Origin of the sequence: Campylobacter concisus, assembly GCF_003048615.2 — a bacterium.
GTDB classification, from domain to species: Bacteria; Campylobacterota; Campylobacteria; order Campylobacterales; family Campylobacteraceae; genus Campylobacter_A; species Campylobacter_A concisus_C.
Map to the genome: position 1 here is coordinate 1,953,963 of NZ_CP049263.1, position 15,742 is coordinate 1,969,704.

Annotated in this window: 19 protein-coding genes; 6 read left to right on the forward strand and 13 right to left on the reverse strand. The window is 39.5% G+C overall.

Features of this window, described 5'->3' with window-relative positions:
- Positions 1–9 precede the first annotated feature (9 nt).
- From CVS89_RS09710 to CVS89_RS09720, 3 genes are all read left to right on the forward strand, one after another.
- Positions 10–963, forward strand: a complete 954-nt coding sequence (locus tag CVS89_RS09710; RefSeq protein WP_107848000.1) for a KpsF/GutQ family sugar-phosphate isomerase — start codon at positions 10–12, stop codon at positions 961–963.
- A gap of 10 nt (positions 964–973) precedes the next feature.
- Entirely contained in the window at positions 974–1,738 is a 765-nt protein-coding gene (locus CVS89_RS09715) for a pseudouridine synthase (RefSeq protein ID WP_232524030.1), read from the forward strand.
- A gap of 103 nt (positions 1,739–1,841) precedes the next feature.
- Positions 1,842–2,546, forward strand: coding sequence for an NgoBV family restriction endonuclease (locus CVS89_RS09720; RefSeq protein WP_107848001.1), 705 nt, complete (start codon positions 1,842–1,844; stop codon positions 2,544–2,546).
- On the opposite strand, the gene dcm is transcribed toward CVS89_RS09720, so the two are convergent.
- Both dcm and CVS89_RS10090 read right to left on the reverse strand, forming a co-directional pair.
- The gene (gene dcm, locus CVS89_RS09725) at positions 2,539–3,786 is read right to left on the reverse strand and encodes a DNA (cytosine-5-)-methyltransferase (protein ID WP_107848002.1); all 1,248 of its coding nucleotides are present in this window, start codon (positions 3,784–3,786) and stop codon (positions 2,539–2,541) included. The two genes, CVS89_RS09720 and dcm, sit on opposite strands and share 8 nt — an antisense overlap.
- Positions 3,783–4,010 carry a transcriptional regulator gene (locus tag CVS89_RS10090; protein ID WP_107848003.1) on the reverse strand — a complete coding sequence of 76 codons (228 nt, stop codon included), beginning with the start codon at positions 4,008–4,010 and terminating at the stop codon, positions 3,783–3,785. The genes dcm and CVS89_RS10090 overlap by 4 nt, the downstream gene beginning before the upstream one ends.
- A 167-nt stretch (positions 4,011–4,177) precedes the next feature.
- Between CVS89_RS10090 and CVS89_RS09730 the strand changes: the two genes are divergently transcribed.
- From CVS89_RS09730 to CVS89_RS09735, 3 genes are all read left to right on the forward strand, one after another.
- A complete protein-coding gene (locus CVS89_RS09730) occupies positions 4,178–4,951 on the forward strand; it encodes an IS1595 family transposase (protein WP_198425263.1) in 774 nt (257 codons plus the stop codon).
- Positions 4,929–5,177 (forward strand): transposase, encoded by a 249-nt coding sequence (locus CVS89_RS10335; RefSeq protein ID WP_198425264.1) that lies wholly within the window; start codon positions 4,929–4,931, stop codon positions 5,175–5,177. The genes CVS89_RS09730 and CVS89_RS10335 overlap by 23 nt, the downstream gene beginning before the upstream one ends.
- A 484-nt stretch (positions 5,178–5,661) precedes the next feature.
- Positions 5,662–6,246 (forward strand): tetratricopeptide repeat protein, encoded by a 585-nt coding sequence (locus CVS89_RS09735; RefSeq protein ID WP_107848004.1) that lies wholly within the window; start codon positions 5,662–5,664, stop codon positions 6,244–6,246.
- A gap of 10 nt (positions 6,247–6,256) precedes the next feature.
- Here the strand turns inward: CVS89_RS09735 and CVS89_RS09740 are convergent, their stop codons facing one another.
- The 11 genes from CVS89_RS09740 to CVS89_RS09790 are packed head-to-tail and all read right to left on the reverse strand — an operon-like array spanning position 6,257 to position 15,725.
- Positions 6,257–6,766 carry a hypothetical protein gene (locus CVS89_RS09740; protein ID WP_107848005.1) on the reverse strand — a complete coding sequence of 170 codons (510 nt, stop codon included), beginning with the start codon at positions 6,764–6,766 and terminating at the stop codon, positions 6,257–6,259.
- Positions 6,763–7,716, reverse strand: a complete 954-nt coding sequence (locus tag CVS89_RS09745) for a hypothetical protein (protein WP_107848006.1) — start codon at positions 7,714–7,716, stop codon at positions 6,763–6,765. The genes CVS89_RS09740 and CVS89_RS09745 overlap by 4 nt, the downstream gene beginning before the upstream one ends.
- Entirely contained in the window at positions 7,713–8,381 is a 669-nt protein-coding gene (locus CVS89_RS09750; protein ID WP_107848007.1) for an ABC transporter ATP-binding protein, read from the reverse strand. Before CVS89_RS09750 ends, CVS89_RS09745 begins: the two co-directional genes overlap by 4 nt.
- Positions 8,378–9,487, reverse strand: coding sequence for an ABC transporter permease (locus tag CVS89_RS09755; RefSeq protein ID WP_107848008.1), 1,110 nt, complete (start codon positions 9,485–9,487; stop codon positions 8,378–8,380). Before CVS89_RS09755 ends, CVS89_RS09750 begins: the two co-directional genes overlap by 4 nt.
- Positions 9,477–9,662: a hypothetical protein gene (locus tag CVS89_RS09760; protein ID WP_021084005.1), complete on the reverse strand. Its 186-nt coding sequence runs from the start codon at positions 9,660–9,662 to the stop codon at positions 9,477–9,479. Before CVS89_RS09760 ends, CVS89_RS09755 begins: the two co-directional genes overlap by 11 nt.
- A gap of 1 nt (position 9,663) precedes the next feature.
- Positions 9,664–10,122 (reverse strand): nitrous oxide reductase accessory protein NosL, encoded by a 459-nt coding sequence (locus CVS89_RS09765; RefSeq protein ID WP_107848009.1) that lies wholly within the window; start codon positions 10,120–10,122, stop codon positions 9,664–9,666.
- Entirely contained in the window at positions 10,119–10,658 is a 540-nt protein-coding gene (locus tag CVS89_RS09770; RefSeq protein ID WP_107848010.1) for a hypothetical protein, read from the reverse strand. The genes CVS89_RS09765 and CVS89_RS09770 overlap by 4 nt, the downstream gene beginning before the upstream one ends.
- Positions 10,658–11,479: an SEL1-like repeat protein gene (locus CVS89_RS09775; RefSeq protein ID WP_107848011.1), complete on the reverse strand. Its 822-nt coding sequence runs from the start codon at positions 11,477–11,479 to the stop codon at positions 10,658–10,660. The genes CVS89_RS09770 and CVS89_RS09775 overlap by 1 nt, the downstream gene beginning before the upstream one ends.
- Before the next feature lie 8 nt (positions 11,480–11,487).
- Positions 11,488–14,106: a cytochrome c biogenesis protein gene (gene ccsA / locus CVS89_RS09780; RefSeq protein WP_107848012.1), complete on the reverse strand. Its 2,619-nt coding sequence runs from the start codon at positions 14,104–14,106 to the stop codon at positions 11,488–11,490.
- 16 nt (positions 14,107–14,122) lie between these two features.
- A complete protein-coding gene (gene nrfD, locus CVS89_RS09785; RefSeq protein WP_107848013.1) occupies positions 14,123–15,052 on the reverse strand; it encodes an NrfD/PsrC family molybdoenzyme membrane anchor subunit in 930 nt (309 codons plus the stop codon).
- A gap of 1 nt (position 15,053) precedes the next feature.
- Positions 15,054–15,725 carry a 4Fe-4S dicluster domain-containing protein gene (locus CVS89_RS09790; RefSeq protein ID WP_196376813.1) on the reverse strand — a complete coding sequence of 224 codons (672 nt, stop codon included), beginning with the start codon at positions 15,723–15,725 and terminating at the stop codon, positions 15,054–15,056.
- Between the last annotated feature and the right edge of the window lie 17 nt (positions 15,726–15,742).

Consider the following 15,742-nt stretch of genomic DNA (forward strand, 5'->3'; position numbering starts at 1 on the left):
GGAAAATTTATGCAAAAAGCCAACCAAATCGCCGCTGAAGTCTTAGAGATAGAGGCAAACGAGCTTTTAAGACACGCTAAAAGCGTAGAGATAGAAGATGCTGTAAATTTGATATATAACGCAAAAGGCAAAGTCATAGTCACAGGCGTGGGCAAGAGCGGTCACGTGGGCGCAAAGATCGCTGCTACGCTTGCAAGCACTGGCACGCCAAGCTTTTTCTTACACCCGACAGAGGCCATGCACGGAGATCTGGGCATGATAGAAAAAGATGACATCTTGTTAGCCATTAGCTTTAGTGGCGAGAGCGATGAGCTTATCAAAATTTTGCCTCACGTAAAGCGCTTTGGCGTGAAAATCGTCGCCATGGCAAGAAGCAAGACAAGCTCACTTGGTAAATTTAGCGACGCTTTTATAGATATAAATGTAGAGAAAGAGGCATGCCCACTAAATGCCGCCCCAACAGCATCAACCACGCTAACGTTAGCTCTTGGCGATGCGTTAGCTGTTTGTTTGATGCAAAAGCGTGGCTTTAAAAAAGAAGACTTTGCAAATTTTCATCCAGGTGGCAGCCTTGGCAAGAGGCTGTTTTTGAAGGTCAAAGATGTGATGAGAAGCGAAAATTTACCGATAGTACGCTGGAATGCAAGCCTAAAAAGTGCGATCGATACTATGACACATGGCAAGCTTGGCACGGTTCTCATCGTCGATAAAGATGGTGTGCTAGACGCTCTTTTAAGTGACGGCGATCTTAGGCGCGCGCTTATGAGAGAGGACTTTGACCTAGAAGAGCCAGCGATGAAATTTGCAACCATGCATCCAAAAGAGATAAATGACAAAGAGATGTTAGCCGTAGATGCGTTAGCTTTAATAGAAAAGTATAAAATTCAGCTTCTAGCTGTCGTAGAAAATGGCGTGCCTGTAGGCGTTTTACACATCCACGACCTTGCAAATTTAGGACTATAAAATGGAAAAAATAAGACTAAATAAATTTATCTCACATAACACAAACTACTCACGCCGTGAGGCAGATGAGCTGATAAAAGCTGGCAAGGTTAGCATAGCAGGGCGTGTGGTTAGCGACCTTGCCACAAGCGTGGATGAAGATGACAAAGTGCGTATAAATGGCCGTTTGATAAAGCTAAAAAAAGAATTTACCGTTATCGTTTATCACAAACAAAAGGGCGAGCTAGTTAGCAAAAAAGATGACCGCGGACGAAAGACGATCTACGACACGCTAGATAAGAAATTTGCAAAATTTGTTAGCGTAGGGCGCTTAGACTACGCAAGCGAGGGGCTACTTTTACTAACTGACGCTCCAGCGATCGCCACAGCACTCATGAATAGCGACTTAGAGCGCGAATACTACCTAAAAGTAAAAGGCGAGGTGACAAAAGAGGTGATAGAGGCGATGACAAATGGCTTTTTTGCCAAGGACGCCACTAAAGGCGCGCACGCAAAAACCACTATAAAATCAATGGAATTTAAGCCATTTCTAGCCTACAAGGTCTTTGGCTCAAGCGGTGGCTACACAAAACTAAAGGTCATCATCAACGAGGGTCAAAACAGAGAGCTACGCCGTTTCTTTGGCTACTTTGACCTTGAAGTGATGGACCTAAAACGTGTTAGCTTTGGGCGTGTTAGCCTTGATATGCTAAAGCCTGGCAAATGGCGCTACTTCGAAAATAGCGAATACGAAGACCTAAGAGACTTTTTGAAAGTTAATAACGTTAGATACTAACATTAGGCTTGTTTCCGGTATTATGTAGCATCCGCACAAGACTTTAATAAAAATCAAATAATGTTGGGGTATAATATCAAATAAAAAACAAAAAGTGAATTAAATGATACCCCAAAAATACCTTACTGCTGATTCTTTATTTAAAGAATTAACACACATAAATTGGAAAGGAAGCAAAGGCTCTATATTTTTTTCAATAGTTGGTACAACCGTAAAAATAACTCATACCGACATCATAGGTAGCGTTTTACAAGATTGGGTAAAAAACTATTTTATAACCAAAAATATATATTATCGAGAACCATTAAATTCACAAGAATTTCCGGACTTTTTTCTATCAACTCGTAATGATGAACATTTATTGGAAATCAAGTCTTTTAATTATAGTAGAAACCCAGCATTTGATATTGCTAATTTCTCTTCATATTGCGAAACTATTGCGTTAGAGCCTTATAAACTTTTTGCCGATTATTTAATTTTTGGCTATGATTTTGACAATAATTTCGATATTGAAATTAAAGATATTTGGCTAAAGAAAATTTGGGAAATAGCTGGAACTACTGCAAAAGGAATGTATCCACCATTAAAAACCCAAGTAAAAAGAAAAATGATATACAATATAAGACCAAATTCTGTCTTTAAAAATAGTAGTCAAGCGGATTTTAAAGATGTTGCCGAATTCTTAAAAGCGATTTACTCGACTTTATCTAACTATCGACAAATATGGCATCAAGACCCTGATGTATGGAAAAGAACCGTTAGAATTAATCTGACAAAAAAATATGGTACTGATTTCGGTTTTAAATAGTCGGCAATATATTATCGGCTATCTTTTTTATAATGTTTACGCAAATAGTGTTTCCTAATAAATCATAGGCTTCTTTTTCTTTGACTTCTTGCAATGGATAATTGTCGGGGTATCCAAATAATCTTAATCCCTCGACTAAACTTAGTTTTCTTATACCCCCATTGTCGACAACCCCGATTTTATCTAAATCGGTTGCTACCAATGTGGGGGTTATATTATTAGGGTCAAGAAACATCGAAAAACCGTACGATAATTTACCGGCAACGATATTATACCCTTTGGGTTTGCTAATATCCGGTATCCTAGAAAGCCCCTCCTTTTTCTTGGGATGCTCTAATTTTAAATATCCTTTTTTGCATAAATCGTTGAGTTCGCGCGTTAAATTTTTATGTGTATAAAAGGTGGCTATTTGCTCGGCTGTTAAGGGCATCCCATCCATCCAATCGATACCTATAATTTCCGACCATATTTTTTTCCTTCTTTCTGTAACCATTTTGTCTAATAATATTTTTTGTTCTATAGAAACTTCTCCTTTCAGCGCTATATCCCAAGAGTGGATATTTTTTTCCCCGCCTCTTTTATCTTTTAGTGCTTTCCCGTAAAGTTCTTCAGGTTTGTAGTGTTTTAATATTTTATTTGTTAAATCATTATTGATAACGGGTAAATTATTTTCTTGTATATCTTTAAAATATATAGGCTTTTCTTTTTTAAAATCTAGGCTTATTTTATTATTGATTGTTCCTACGATATAAATTCTCTTTCTTGATTGCGCCGTTGAAAAATATTTTGAATCAAGCACTTTATAGGATACGTTGTATTTTAATTGTTCCAACGTGCTTAAAATAACAGATAGGGTTTTGCCTTTGTCGTGAGTTATTAACCCCTCTACGTTTTCTAAAATAAAAGCCTTGGGTTTTTTGTCCTTTAATATTCTAGCAATTTCAAAAAATAGTGTTCCTCTAGTATCTTCAAAACCTCTGCGTTTGCCTGCGTCGGAAAATGCTTGGCAGGGAAAACCGCCTAGCAATATGTCAAAGTCGGGTATATCTTTACTATCGATATTGACAATATCTACGATACCGTTGTTTTCCTTAAAAAATCTATTATACGTTTTAAGAGCATAAGGTTTTATTTCTGAAGTGAATACGCATTTTACATCAATATTTAAGTTTCTAGCCGAACGTTCTAACCCGAGCCTAGTACCACCCATACCAGCAAATAAGTCTACAAATTTTATCATTTTATCCAGCCTCTCACCACCTTAATAATTTCGTCATCATCCAACTCATTAAGTAAATTTAGTAAAGCCTTCATCGCCAATGGTTGATTTTTGCCCCGAGAATACTCTACGTATGTTCTATGCTGAACGCCGATACGCTTTGCCATTTCAGCTTGCGATATAGTCTTTATCTCTTTTGCTTCAATGAGCTTATGAATTCTATTTATTAAATCGTTTAGTTCCATAGTTCAATTATAGCGAGTTTATTCTTAAAATAGTCTTGAATATTAGCTATAAATATATCTTATTAAGATATATTTATAATAATTTAGGATGTAAATATATCTATATTTAAGGTAAATCTAATACATTTTTATGTATAATAAAGTTATAAATACATAAAGGCTTAAAAATGTCTCAACACTTCCTTCTCTCGTCTAAAGCTAGAACAATCTCGGTTAGAAAGATAGCTTCGATGAGCGAGAATAAGTGTTACGAGTATTTTAATTCGATTCTTTGGAGTAGCAACAAGGGCAATCCCGTTTGTCCGACTTGCGGAAGCACTTCGTCTCATTATTTTATAGAAAGTAGACTACAATATCGCTGCAAGGATTGCTTTCATACTTTTAGCGTTACAAGCGGAACGATATTTCACTCTCATAAGTTAGACTTTAAAGTTATACTTCTTGCTATCGTTATATTTTCTAATACTACCAAAGGAATTTCAGCCTTACAGCTTAGTAGAGACCTAGACGTTCAATATAAAACGGCTTGGGTCTTGTCTCATAAAATCAGAGAAAGTCTTATAGAGCAAAAGTCTGATGATAAATTGAGCGGAGTAGTCGAAATGGACGGAGTATACGTCGGAAACTATATAAAACCCGCTAACAACATAAACGATAGGATAGATAGGCGTAAGGCTTTTAAGCCGAATAGGAGAGTTATTATATCGCTTCGAGAGAGAAATTTGCTTGGAAGCGGAGCTAGTAAAACTAAGACCTTTGTACTAAAAAGTGAAAATAACGTAGATATAAACACTATCGCTAAATCTCATATTGCGCCAAACAGCGAAATTCATACCGATGAAAACTCGGCTTACGACGATTTACTAGCTCATTACGACTTAAAAAAGGTAAATCACCAAATAGAGTATTCGGGACTAAATGGGGAGAATAATAAGCTTTAACGCTAGATTTAGAAGGTTACAATACGGTCAATGCCACAAACTAGGAACGCTTTACTTATCAAACTACGCTAATGAAATAGCTTACCGTGAGGATACTAGAAGGCTAGATAATAAAGCAATAATGGACGATATTTTATCGAGATGCTTAGCCGACAACTCAATATCTAACGAGTTTTGCGGTTACTGGCAAGGCAATCATAGAGTAGCCGAGAGGCTTGGAGCTTAAGAAGCTATCTTATAAAAATTTTACTCCATTGTCGGTAAAGGATGATAATACTCCTCGTCTTGCCAATCTATTCATTAAGGAGTATACCGATTGTTTATGCTTGTATTTAGATAGCTCGTCCTCACCAAAAACAAAGTCTGCTACTTCGTCTATGCTGCCCTGTTTAGTTTTTAAAAACTCGATAATCTTTTTAGTAAGCTCTCCTCTGGCAAAATACAGTGCGCTTATAACTCTTTTGGGCTGAATGAACGTAGTTTTATAACTAGGGTCGAATATCGCGATAGCCTTATCTATCGTTTCAAGCTCGGATTTTAGCTTTAAAACTATATCTTGATAATATTTGATACTTCTTTGAAGTTCGGAGTGCTTACTTAGCGGATTTTAGAATGAAAATCTTGTGCGGATGCTACATAATACCGCTTGTTTCTATAACAAAGAGGCAAGCCAAACCACAATAACTACGGATTTGTAAAATGGAGAAAAAATGAAAAAGGCTGTTCTTTTATCTGTGATATTACTAACCACTGGCTTTTGCGAAGATCTTTTTGAGCTTGGGCTTGAGGCTTACAACAAAAGCGAGTTTGATAAAGCTGCCAAGCAATGGCAAAAAGCTTGCGATGATAATGTTGCTCGCGCTTGTCACAATTTAGGAATTTTATACGAGGATGCTCAAGGTGTAGCGCAGGACTATAACAAAGCAGCCGAGCTATATAAAAGGTCATGCGATGGTGGATTTGCTGGTAGCTGCCTAAATTTAAGGGCTTTATACATAAAAGATCAAGGCATAGGACAAGACTATATCAAGGCTATCAATCTATACAAAAAGGCTTGCGACGGCGATGTTGCTCAAGCCTGCCATAACTTAGGGGTTTTATATGCGCTAGGCAAAGGCATAAATCAAGACTATCGCTCGGCAAAAAAATACGTTTTTAAAGCTTGCGCTCTAGGTTTCCAAGATGGGTGCGACTATCTTAATAAAATGATTGCCGCGGATGATAATGATGAAAAGATTGAGATCATACTTAAAACTATGATTAAAACGATCAATCATCTAAAACAAATCGACTAACTTCGTAAATTTATATCTTATTTTCTGAAAGTAGGATGTTTATGTATGGATTTAGCAGCGTTTCGCCGCGTGCTGCGTATAGCAAGACCTCTTTAAAGTAGTTGTCGTTTATGCCGTAAGTGTGAAACTCATACGCCCCTATGCCGTATCCCATCGGCGTGATATCGACCCTCGAGTACCAGGCATTTTGCGCTGGGATGTAGCGGTTTGTATCTCTTGAATAGACATATAACTTGATCTTATCTTTGCTCTTTTGCGCCATATACCAGATGAAAGAATTTGTGACGTCGTTAAAAAAGTAGATGTCGCCATTTGGCATGATAGCCTGTGCTGTGTCGTTGTTATCAGCGATGAGCGTTCTGCTCTCATAACATATATATTTATTTGGCGTGAGTACCTCGATCGGCTCTGATTTGTCACTATGTGAAATTAAAATTTTATCGTCGCTTATGTCGGCATTATAGGCGAGCACGGCTAAGACTAGAGCCAACAGACAAAGAGAAAAAATTTGCTTTATCAAAATAAAAATCCTCTTAACAAATAGTATTTGAGCACGTAAAGCGAGCAGATCAGCACGCAAACACTTAGCCAGATCGATGAAAATTTAAGCTTGTGCGAGTAGCTTGTCTTTGTAATGATCTCCACAAGATATGGCATAAGTCCGTAAAAAACACCCAAAAATAAACTGCTCCAGATGAGGTAGCCAACGTAAAAATAGTCGCTTCTTAGCATGCAGTATGGGCACTTGTGATTTGGCTGCTCGTAAACGTAAAGACCAAAAAAGTAGGTGATAGCGTAGTAGCTAAGCACCAAAAATAGCAAATTTGCCACAAAGCTTGCCATGCTTTGCTTTAAGAAATTTAGCGCCAAAATGACAAAAAATAGCACGAAAAAGGCGCTTACTAAGCCAAAATTTGTATAGCCAAATGGCAGCTTTGGAGCTTGAAAAGTGACAGAGCAGCAAAAGACTGGCACTTTTAGCGGGATGTTATAAAAAAACGAAATTTCTATGCCAAGCTCGAGCAGTATCATCACAAAAAGGCAGATGAAAATGGCATATTTTTTCTTTAGATATGGGAAATTTAGAGCCTGCAAGTCAAGTTTGTTTATAACTAGCCAGATACCAAGCCCAAAGATGAGCAAAATTTTAGTGAGCATCAAGATGCCACCAAATTTATTTGAGCCGATCACGCCAGCCGAGCACATAGCCCCTGGTACGATGTCAGAGAGCTCGTTTAGACAAAGTGCGAAAAATACAAACAAAACGATCTTTGTGCAGACGCTAAAGAGCAAGATCGTATTTACAAGGTAGTTTTGCTTTTCAAGTGAGTATTGAAGCGATGTTAGTGCGTTATAGTCCCACGACTTCATGATCCTAACGACGTAAAATAGCGAAATACTCATCAAAACTAACAGCACAAACTCCGCTAACAAAAAGGCGATAACGGCGTTTGATAAAAATACACTCATACTATCTCTCCGTTTTGTAGGCTAAGAGTCCTATCAGTTGCGCCCAGCTCGTCAAAAATACTATCGTGAGTGGCGACGATGACGCTTTTTTTAAGCGCCTTAAATGACTCTAGCAATCCTAAAAATGCACGCGCATTTTGCCTATCTAAATTTGCCGTTGGCTCATCAGCCAAAATGATATCCGCATCCATTGACAAAGCCCTAGCCACCGCACATCTTTGGCGCTCGCCACCGCTTAAATTTGATACATTTTCATCTCTTTTGTGAGAGATGTTTGCAAGACTTAGAGCCTTTTTTATCATCTCTTCACGCACGTTTGCCTTGAAATTTGTTAGAGCAAACGGAGCTAACAAATTTTCATAGACGCTTAAGCCCTCGATGAGGTTAAAATTTTGAAAAACAAGCCCAAGCCTTTTGTGTCTAAACTCAGAGCAAAATGCGTCAGGCAGCTTTGCGATGTTGGTGCCATCTATCAAAATCTCACCGCTAGTTGGCTTTTGAAGTAGGGCTATGAGCGAGAGTAGGGTGCTTTTGCCACTTCCGCTAACGCCTTTTAGTATGACTAACTCGCCGTTATTAACATCTAAATTTATATTTTTTAGAGCGCAAAACTCGTTTTGTTTGCCTTGGTTATAGACTAGGCTAACGCCTCTTATATTTATCATTTTAGCCCCTCATTTATGTCGCCACACGCCACACGCCACGACGGGATAAGGACAAATGCTAAAAATGGTATGACACCAAAGACAAAGATCAAAAAGAGCTTATCAAACTCCAAAATAGGCGTGAAATTTGTAAAATTTAAAAGCTCGTCGCCTAAAAATATCCCCTTTAAAAAAGGAGCGTTTAAAACAAATACAAAGATATAAGCTAACATAACGCCAAGCAAAAATGCGCTAACGCTAACGATGAAATTTTGTATAAATTTTAAAAATATGATCTCTTTTATACTAAAGCCAATACTTCGCAAAATGGCTATCTCACGCTTTTTGCTGCCGTAAGCAAGTGAAATTTGGTTTTTAAGCAGCACGAAAAATATAAGCATAACGCTAACATAAATGCTCATAAAAATTCCACCCTTATAGTAGTAAAGATGTCTAATGTTTGCTACCTCATCTTCTATGCTAATGGCAAATGAGTTTGGATATAAATTCTCAATCTTTAAAGCCACTTGGCTGATCTCTTCGCTATTTGGCACATCGACATATAGCTTTGTGTATTCTTCATCTTTTAAATTTAAGATAGCTCTTAGCGTTTTTGGATGCAAAAATATGGCGTTATTTGTAATAAGAGCGCTTTGTTTTGGCATGGTTTTTACTATCTTTACTGGTATCATGCGCTCTTCTGTTAAGAAGTTAAAGCTCTCGTCGTAGTAAAGCTCGTTCATAGCGGCTTTTACGCCCCCGCCAACGATCATCTCATCTTCTTTCAAGCTATCATCCTCATATAGATGAAACCAGACGCGCTTTTGAGCGAAGTAGTACTCTCCATCCGCCACGCCTCTAACGTCAGCCACGCCATCGATCTTTGAGATATCATAGATATAGCCAGGGTGCATGAGGTCGTTTTTACCAGCACGAAAGGCGCTAACAACGATGCTTGATCTATCTTTTACTAAGCTTATAAGATCATGCTGGATCGAGCCAGAGATGAAAAGCACCGAGCTTAGCACGAAGATAATGAGCGCAAATAGACAAAAGCTAAAGAGATGATCCTTTTTGTCTTTAAAGAGCAGGACCACAGCGTAGTTTATGAAATTTCTACTTATCATAGACAAAGCCCTTTTGCTCTTTTAGGCTAAAGCTAGAAGCTAAATTTGCCCTTGTTATCTTTGAAATTTCTCTTAGCTCATCTTGCTTTGCTTTGTGGTCAAAGCTAAGGTAGTGCGCCGCTAAAAGCGTGTAAGAGAGTCCAAAAAATAACGCCAAAAATGCTAGAAATTTCACTTTATTTAACGATAAATGTCTTTATCTCGTCAAATTTTATGACACCTTTGCCAGCGTGATCTTTCATAAAGCTATTTGCCTTTGCTTCATCTTTAAACGGGATAAACTCCTCGCCCATCGGTCCAAAAACGTTTGAGCCATGCACGTAAAACGCCTCTTTTGCATCGAGCTTTTCAAGTGTGTAATAATCGCTCACATAAGCCTCTTTCGCCACCTCATCAGCAAAGTAAAAGTGTGCCATATCTTTTACGCCATCAAAGTAATAATCCTTGCCACCAGCCTTTATAAGCGTCGCCCACTGCTTGTTTTTTATAGGCATGCCACACACCGCACATCTTGCATCCTTTGGTAGCTCGATGCGCTCTTTTGCCCCTTTATAGGCGTTTATGTTTGCCTCACTCGTCAAATTCTCAGCCCACAAGGCAAAAACCGCACTAAGCAATAAAGCTATAAATTTCATCTTATCTCCTTTAGTTTCTCTTTTTCTAACTCGCCCTTTTCATAGAGCTTTTTTAACATCTCATCATCAAATTCTATCTCGTAATAGCCCTTTACAAACTCGCTAAATTTAGCAAGATCATCAAAGGCGTATCCCAGCAGCCAGCGTCCGCCGTTATTGCCACCGACTAAATTTTGATGCTCCGTCCCGTCATACCAGATAAAAAAGGTCGTCTGCTCTATCTCATCTGGCAAGAAATAAGAGCGAAATTTAGCAGCCTCGCCACTATAAATTTGCTCTATCACGCTTTTGTCTGCTGTGCTTAGCGCATTTAGCTCACTTTCATGGTCAAACCCTCTAACAAGCACCGCTTCACGCGTAAATATCACATCTAGCAAATCGCCCTGCCCGTTATCTACCACGTATCTTAGGCTATTTTCATCCTCTTTTTTAGAAATGAGCCGTAGATACTCTTCATCTGGCTCTAAAAAAGCGCTATCTAGCAGATAAAGTGCCTCTAGGCTTGCCTCTTTATTGCCCCAGTTTTTAAAACTCATCAATTCTTTCCTAAAATTTCTAAATTCTCGCACGCCTCTTTCAAGCCATTTTTGCAGCTTTTAGTGAAAATTTCACGTGCTTTTTCTACGTCCTCTTTCACGCCTTTGCCCTCAGCTAGCATGATAGCGTAGTTGTTGCAGCCCTTTTCATAGGCGTATATGCACGCTTGCTCGTAAAGTTTTGTCGCTTTTGTAAGATTTTGATCAACCCCTTGCCCATAAACATATAAAAATCCAAGATTATCGCACCCTATGCCAGCTTCATTTGCGCAGGCCATTTCGTAGTATGATTTAGCTTTTGCGTAATCTTTCTCGGCGCCCTCGCCTTGTGCATACAAGTAGCCAAGATTGCTACATCCCATGCCGTCCCCTGCCTTGCAAGCCTTTGCGTAAAGCTCTTTTGCCTTTTTTAGATCTTTTGCCACACCAGTGCCATTTGCATAGAGCAAGCCAAGCTCCGTGCAGCCCTCGTTGTCACTGCATGCTTTTTCATAAAATTTAACTGCTTTTGCTAGGTCTTTTTCTACGCCTTTGCCATTTTCATAGACGTAGCCAAGGTTGCTGCAAGCCATAGAGAAATTTTGGTCGCAAGCCTTTTCATAAAGCATTGCCGCCTTTGCCTCATACTTTTTGACGTTGCCATCACCCCTGCTGTAAAGCACAGCTAGGTTGTAACAGCCTGATGCCTTTTTCTCTTTGTCGCAAGCATCTTCATAAATTTGCGCTAGCTTATTGTGATCATCTTTTGCGCTCAAAGCCTCTTTGATGTAGCCAGCATTTAAAACGCACAAACTAGCAGCCAGTAAAATCAAACTTTTCATCATATCTCCTAAACTACTTTTATATCTCTGCCGCGGTAGGCTAGGGCGATTAGCAAGGCAAGAGCCGCTAAGATCAAGTATATTAGCCCTGAGATGCCAAAGCTCTCACCATTTGCGTATGAGTGAAGTCCGCTAAGATAGAAATTTACTCCAAAATATGTAAAAAGCACCGAAGCAAATGATAGCACGCTAGCTGTTAAAAAGGCAAAAACGCCCCTTAGTTTTGGTATAAATCTTAGATGAAGCACTATGGCATAGACGATGATCGTGATGTATGACCAGCTCTCTTTGCTGTCCCAGCCCCAGTATCTGCCCCAGCTCTCATTCGCCCAGACGCCACCTAAGAAATTTCCGATAGTTAGCAAGCTAAGTCCTATAATGAGGCTTAGCTCGTCGGTGGCGGCTAGGTATCTTATCTGCTCGCTAAGCTTTTGCTTATTTTTGTCATTTTTTAGAGCCATTAAGATAAGTCCCACAAGCCCTAGCACAAAACCAAAGCCCAAAAAGCCGTAGCTTGCTGTGATGACGCTTACATGCACGCTAAGCCAAAACGACTTTAAAACTGGGACTAAATTTGTTATCTGTGGGTTTATAAAATTTAGATGAGCAACCAGCAAGCTAACACTTGCAAAGAGCGAAGCAGCGCCTAGTGCGAAGCTTTGATGCTTGAAAAATAGCACTCCAACTAGCACGCTTATAAGCGAGATATAGACTAAACTCTCATAAGCATCGCTCCAAGGTGCGTGACCTGAGATATAAGCGCGTAGGGCTAAATTTAGAGCATGCACCGCAAAGGCAGTGAAAAATGCAAGGCTAAGCGCTCTTTCAAATCTAAATTTCCTTCCAAAAAATAGCCTATAAAAGCCAAGGGCGAGCGAAGCAAGAGCTAGGATCATGTAAAAATAGATAAGAAATTTAAATATCTCCATTTGATTGTAAAGCACTTCAAGCTCCACCTTTGCCTCGCTTGGCGCAAGAGAGCCTAGAGTGCTTCTTTGATAGCTTGAAATTTGCTCCAAACTCCTATCAGCCCCAGCGCACTCGCCACTTTTTACGCAAAGGCTTAAATTTTCTATATAAGCTCCTAAAACGCTTTTAAATTCGTTTGAAATTTCATCTTTGCTAAAGGCTTCATTTACGCCTAGCCACGTGATCGCTTCACCATTTCTAGCAGGGATAAATTTTAAAATTTCGCCCTTTAGAGCAAGGTATAAGACATTTAGCCTCTCGTCAAATTTAATGACGTCGTTATCAAATTTATCTCTTTTTGAGGCGGATTTTTCATTTGCAGCCTCTACAAATTTAGCCAGCTTATACTCGCCATTTTCGTTAAAGACGTCATTAAAGCTAGCAAATTTCTCACTAACGCCAAGAAGCTCGCCCACGCGCTCACTCGTGATCCTTACCATCTTTTTATCCATCCACTCTTGTGGCGAGATGGCAAAAGAGAGCATCAGCTCATCGCTACTAAGCCCAAAGAGCGTGGTTTTGGTTGAAATTTTACTAAGAACTGCTCTTGTGTAAGAGTCAGCTGGTGCGATCCTGCTATCAGTTTGAACTAAAATTTTGGCAAATTTATCTGCGTGAGCTTTAAAATTTATAGCTTCGTCGCTTGCGAAATTTGGCGTAGCGTTTAGCAAAAGTAGGGCTAAAAACGCAAACTGCGTACCTTTTATGAAGTTACAAAGTCTAAAAAATCGGCTCTTTTTGCTAAATAAATTTCCCACAAAGCCAAGGCAAAGCAGAAAATATCCGATGTAAGTTGGCACTTTGCCAGGATCAAAGCTGATCTCAAAGGCGCTTCCAAGCTCGTCAGCGTCGTATGATGACTGAAAAATTTTATAGCCCATGATGCTTAGTGGGTGATTTAGCGAAATTTCATGCTCGCTGCCTGCGATGCTTACTTTGCTAGTGTAAGATGATGGGCTATTTAGCCCTGCGTAGCGCTCTAGGATAAATTTATCAAGCCTTAGTGAAAATGGTAAATTTATCGCCCTTGAGCTAAAGTAAAATTTCGCCTCTTGTCCGTCAAAGCTTAAAATGCTTGGCTCAAGATCATATCCAGCGCCACCTTTTAGCTTGGCGGTTTTACTCTTTTGCCCAGTAAAGCCAGCCTCTATGCTAAGCGTGGCTGGAGCGTTTTTCTCATCCTTTTTATAGCCAACTATCTTTATAATAAATTCTTTGCCGTTTATATCTTTTTTAAAATGAAAGTCGTTTTTGCCAAGCAGGCTAAGTCTTAGTGGATATTCAAAGCTTTCATTTGAAATTTGCACTCTCAAATAGGGCTTTGTGCTTTGCATAGAGTTGCCACTCTCGCCAAGTCTTAAGTGCATAACGCCCTCTTCGCCACAGTATCTTGTAAGCGCAGCACCGATGAAGATCAGAATAAAAGCAAGATGTATCAAAAATGCGCCAAATTTCTTATACATCTTGGTTTTTACGATGCTAATGGCTAGGCAAATAGCACAAGCTGCCATGACGCACTCGTACCAGAGCGCTTCATAAACAAGCACTCTAGCCGTCTGTGTGTCATAAAAATTTTCCAAAAAGGTCGCCACCCCTGCACCAAAAGCAAGGATAAATAATAATATTAAAGACAAGCGATAAATGTTTAAAATTTTCATCACCTGCCCTTAAGCCTTAAATGCTATAAGTCTGTCCTGCATAAAGTATAAAAACCCTAAGCAATAAAACGCCAACGACTGCTGCAAATGAGCCAAGGTAGAAGCTAAATTTAATCTTGCCAAGTGCAAAATTTAAAACAAGAGGCAAGACAAAGCCAACTAAAACAACCCCAAGCCAAAAGAATTTAGCCCAAACGCCACTATAAAATGCAACTGCTGCACCTTGCTGATAGCTTGAGCCAAGCAAAAGCGACACAAAAAGCATTAAAATGAGTAAAATTTCAGCGCATAAGACGTAAAACTCCACGCCATGAAGCGAGCTAAGGTCGCTTGAGTGTGGATCTTCTTTGAAAAATAGTGCCGCTATCAAGCTGCTACCACTTATGCCAGCACTAAGCCCTGAAGCTATGAAAAGCGCTGGTAAAACGGCGGTGTTTAAAAGTGGAAATCTAATGAGCACCGAGATCAAAAAGCCTGTATATGCACAAATGATAACCGCAAAAAGCAGGCAAAGCGCGCTTAAGAGCGGATAAAGTGGCGATAAAATTTTCATCACGCCATCAAAAAAACCACAAAGTGACTTTAACTCCGCATTAAAAGCGTATAGACACATCAAAAAGCTAAGCGGTATAAACACGCAAAGTGCGGCTACACCGATAGACATAACCGATGTGAAGTTGTAATTAATCAAAATTTTCCAAAACAAAAGTGGCTTTTCAAGGTCAGCTATCAAACAAACCATACCAAGCATGATGCTAACAAAGGCTAGAAGCGAAGCAGCCTTGAAAAATGGACTAAAGCCATCTTGTCTTTTGTAACGCTTTAGAACTATGGCAGCTATTAGCGCTCCGCCACTCATACCAGCTAGCAAAAGATAAACAGCGATCGGCCAGCCCCACTCTACCCCGTGCGAAAATGTCGCAGTGAAATTTAATGCACCATCCATCTTACACCCCCGCTTTTACTTTAGGAATATATCTAAGGCTTGGTTTTGTGCCAAGTTCTGCTCTTAGCCTTATGCTATCTTTGACAGCTAGTAACTGGCTAATATGCGAGCTCTCATCGTTTAAATCGCCAAAGACCAAAGCCTCATATCTGCACGCCTCAACGCAGGCTGGATCTTTTTTATCCTTTAAATTTGTATCTATGCAGAAGTTACAGCTTTGGGCTGAGTGATTGACTTTGTCGATATATCTCACGTCGTAAGGACAGGCTACGATGCAGTATTTACAGGCGATGCAGTCATCTATGTTTGTGGTTTGGATGCCAGTTTTTATGTCCTTGTGACAGGCTTTTGTTGGGCAAACAGCCACGCAAGGCGCATCCTCACACTGCTGACAAGATATTCTTACATATCTTTTATCAAGCAAATTTTTTGGATCTGTTTTATCCTCTACAAAAAGTCTCATCTGTCCTTTTGGGACTAAATTTACCTTTCTACATGCCACTTCGCAATCCGTGCAGCCGACGCATTTGTTTTGGTCAAATATCATGCCAAAATGTGGTTTTTTCGCACTCTCTTCACTCTTAAAAGCAAAACCACTACTTGCCACGCTAGCACCAGCAGCCACAACTGCCATGCGTTTAAAGAAGGCTCTTCTGCTATTTTGATTTTGCATTTTTAACTCCATTTATG

Excerpts from the sequence above, each read along its gene's own strand:
- CVS89_RS09710 (WP_107848000.1), top strand. The coding sequence starts at position 10 with ATGCAAAAAGCCAACCAAATCGCCGCTGAAGTCTTAGAGATAGAGGCA.
- CVS89_RS09720 (WP_107848001.1), top strand. The coding sequence starts at position 1,842 with ATGATACCCCAAAAATACCTTACTGCTGATTCTTTATTTAAAGAATTA.
- dcm (WP_107848002.1), bottom strand. The coding sequence starts at position 3,786 with ATGATAAAATTTGTAGACTTATTTGCTGGTATGGGTGGTACTAGGCTC.
- CVS89_RS10090 (WP_107848003.1), bottom strand. The coding sequence starts at position 4,010 with ATGGAACTAAACGATTTAATAAATAGAATTCATAAGCTCATTGAAGCA.
- CVS89_RS09730 (WP_198425263.1), top strand. The coding sequence starts at position 4,178 with ATGTCTCAACACTTCCTTCTCTCGTCTAAAGCTAGAACAATCTCGGTT.
- CVS89_RS10335 (WP_198425264.1), top strand. The coding sequence starts at position 4,929 with ATGGGGAGAATAATAAGCTTTAACGCTAGATTTAGAAGGTTACAATAC.
- CVS89_RS09735 (WP_107848004.1), top strand. The coding sequence starts at position 5,662 with ATGAAAAAGGCTGTTCTTTTATCTGTGATATTACTAACCACTGGCTTT.
- CVS89_RS09745 (WP_107848006.1), bottom strand. The coding sequence starts at position 7,716 with ATGAGTGTATTTTTATCAAACGCCGTTATCGCCTTTTTGTTAGCGGAG.
- CVS89_RS09750 (WP_107848007.1), bottom strand. The coding sequence starts at position 8,381 with ATGATAAATATAAGAGGCGTTAGCCTAGTCTATAACCAAGGCAAACAA.
- CVS89_RS09755 (WP_107848008.1), bottom strand. The coding sequence starts at position 9,487 with ATGATAAGTAGAAATTTCATAAACTACGCTGTGGTCCTGCTCTTTAAA.
- CVS89_RS09765 (WP_107848009.1), bottom strand. The coding sequence starts at position 10,122 with ATGAAATTTATAGCTTTATTGCTTAGTGCGGTTTTTGCCTTGTGGGCT.
- CVS89_RS09770 (WP_107848010.1), bottom strand. The coding sequence starts at position 10,658 with ATGAGTTTTAAAAACTGGGGCAATAAAGAGGCAAGCCTAGAGGCACTT.
- CVS89_RS09775 (WP_107848011.1), bottom strand. The coding sequence starts at position 11,479 with ATGAAAAGTTTGATTTTACTGGCTGCTAGTTTGTGCGTTTTAAATGCT.
- ccsA (WP_107848012.1), bottom strand. The coding sequence starts at position 14,106 with ATGAAAATTTTAAACATTTATCGCTTGTCTTTAATATTATTATTTATC.
- nrfD (WP_107848013.1), bottom strand. The coding sequence starts at position 15,052 with ATGGATGGTGCATTAAATTTCACTGCGACATTTTCGCACGGGGTAGAG.
- CVS89_RS09790 (WP_196376813.1), bottom strand. The coding sequence starts at position 15,725 with ATGCAAAATCAAAATAGCAGAAGAGCCTTCTTTAAACGCATGGCAGTT.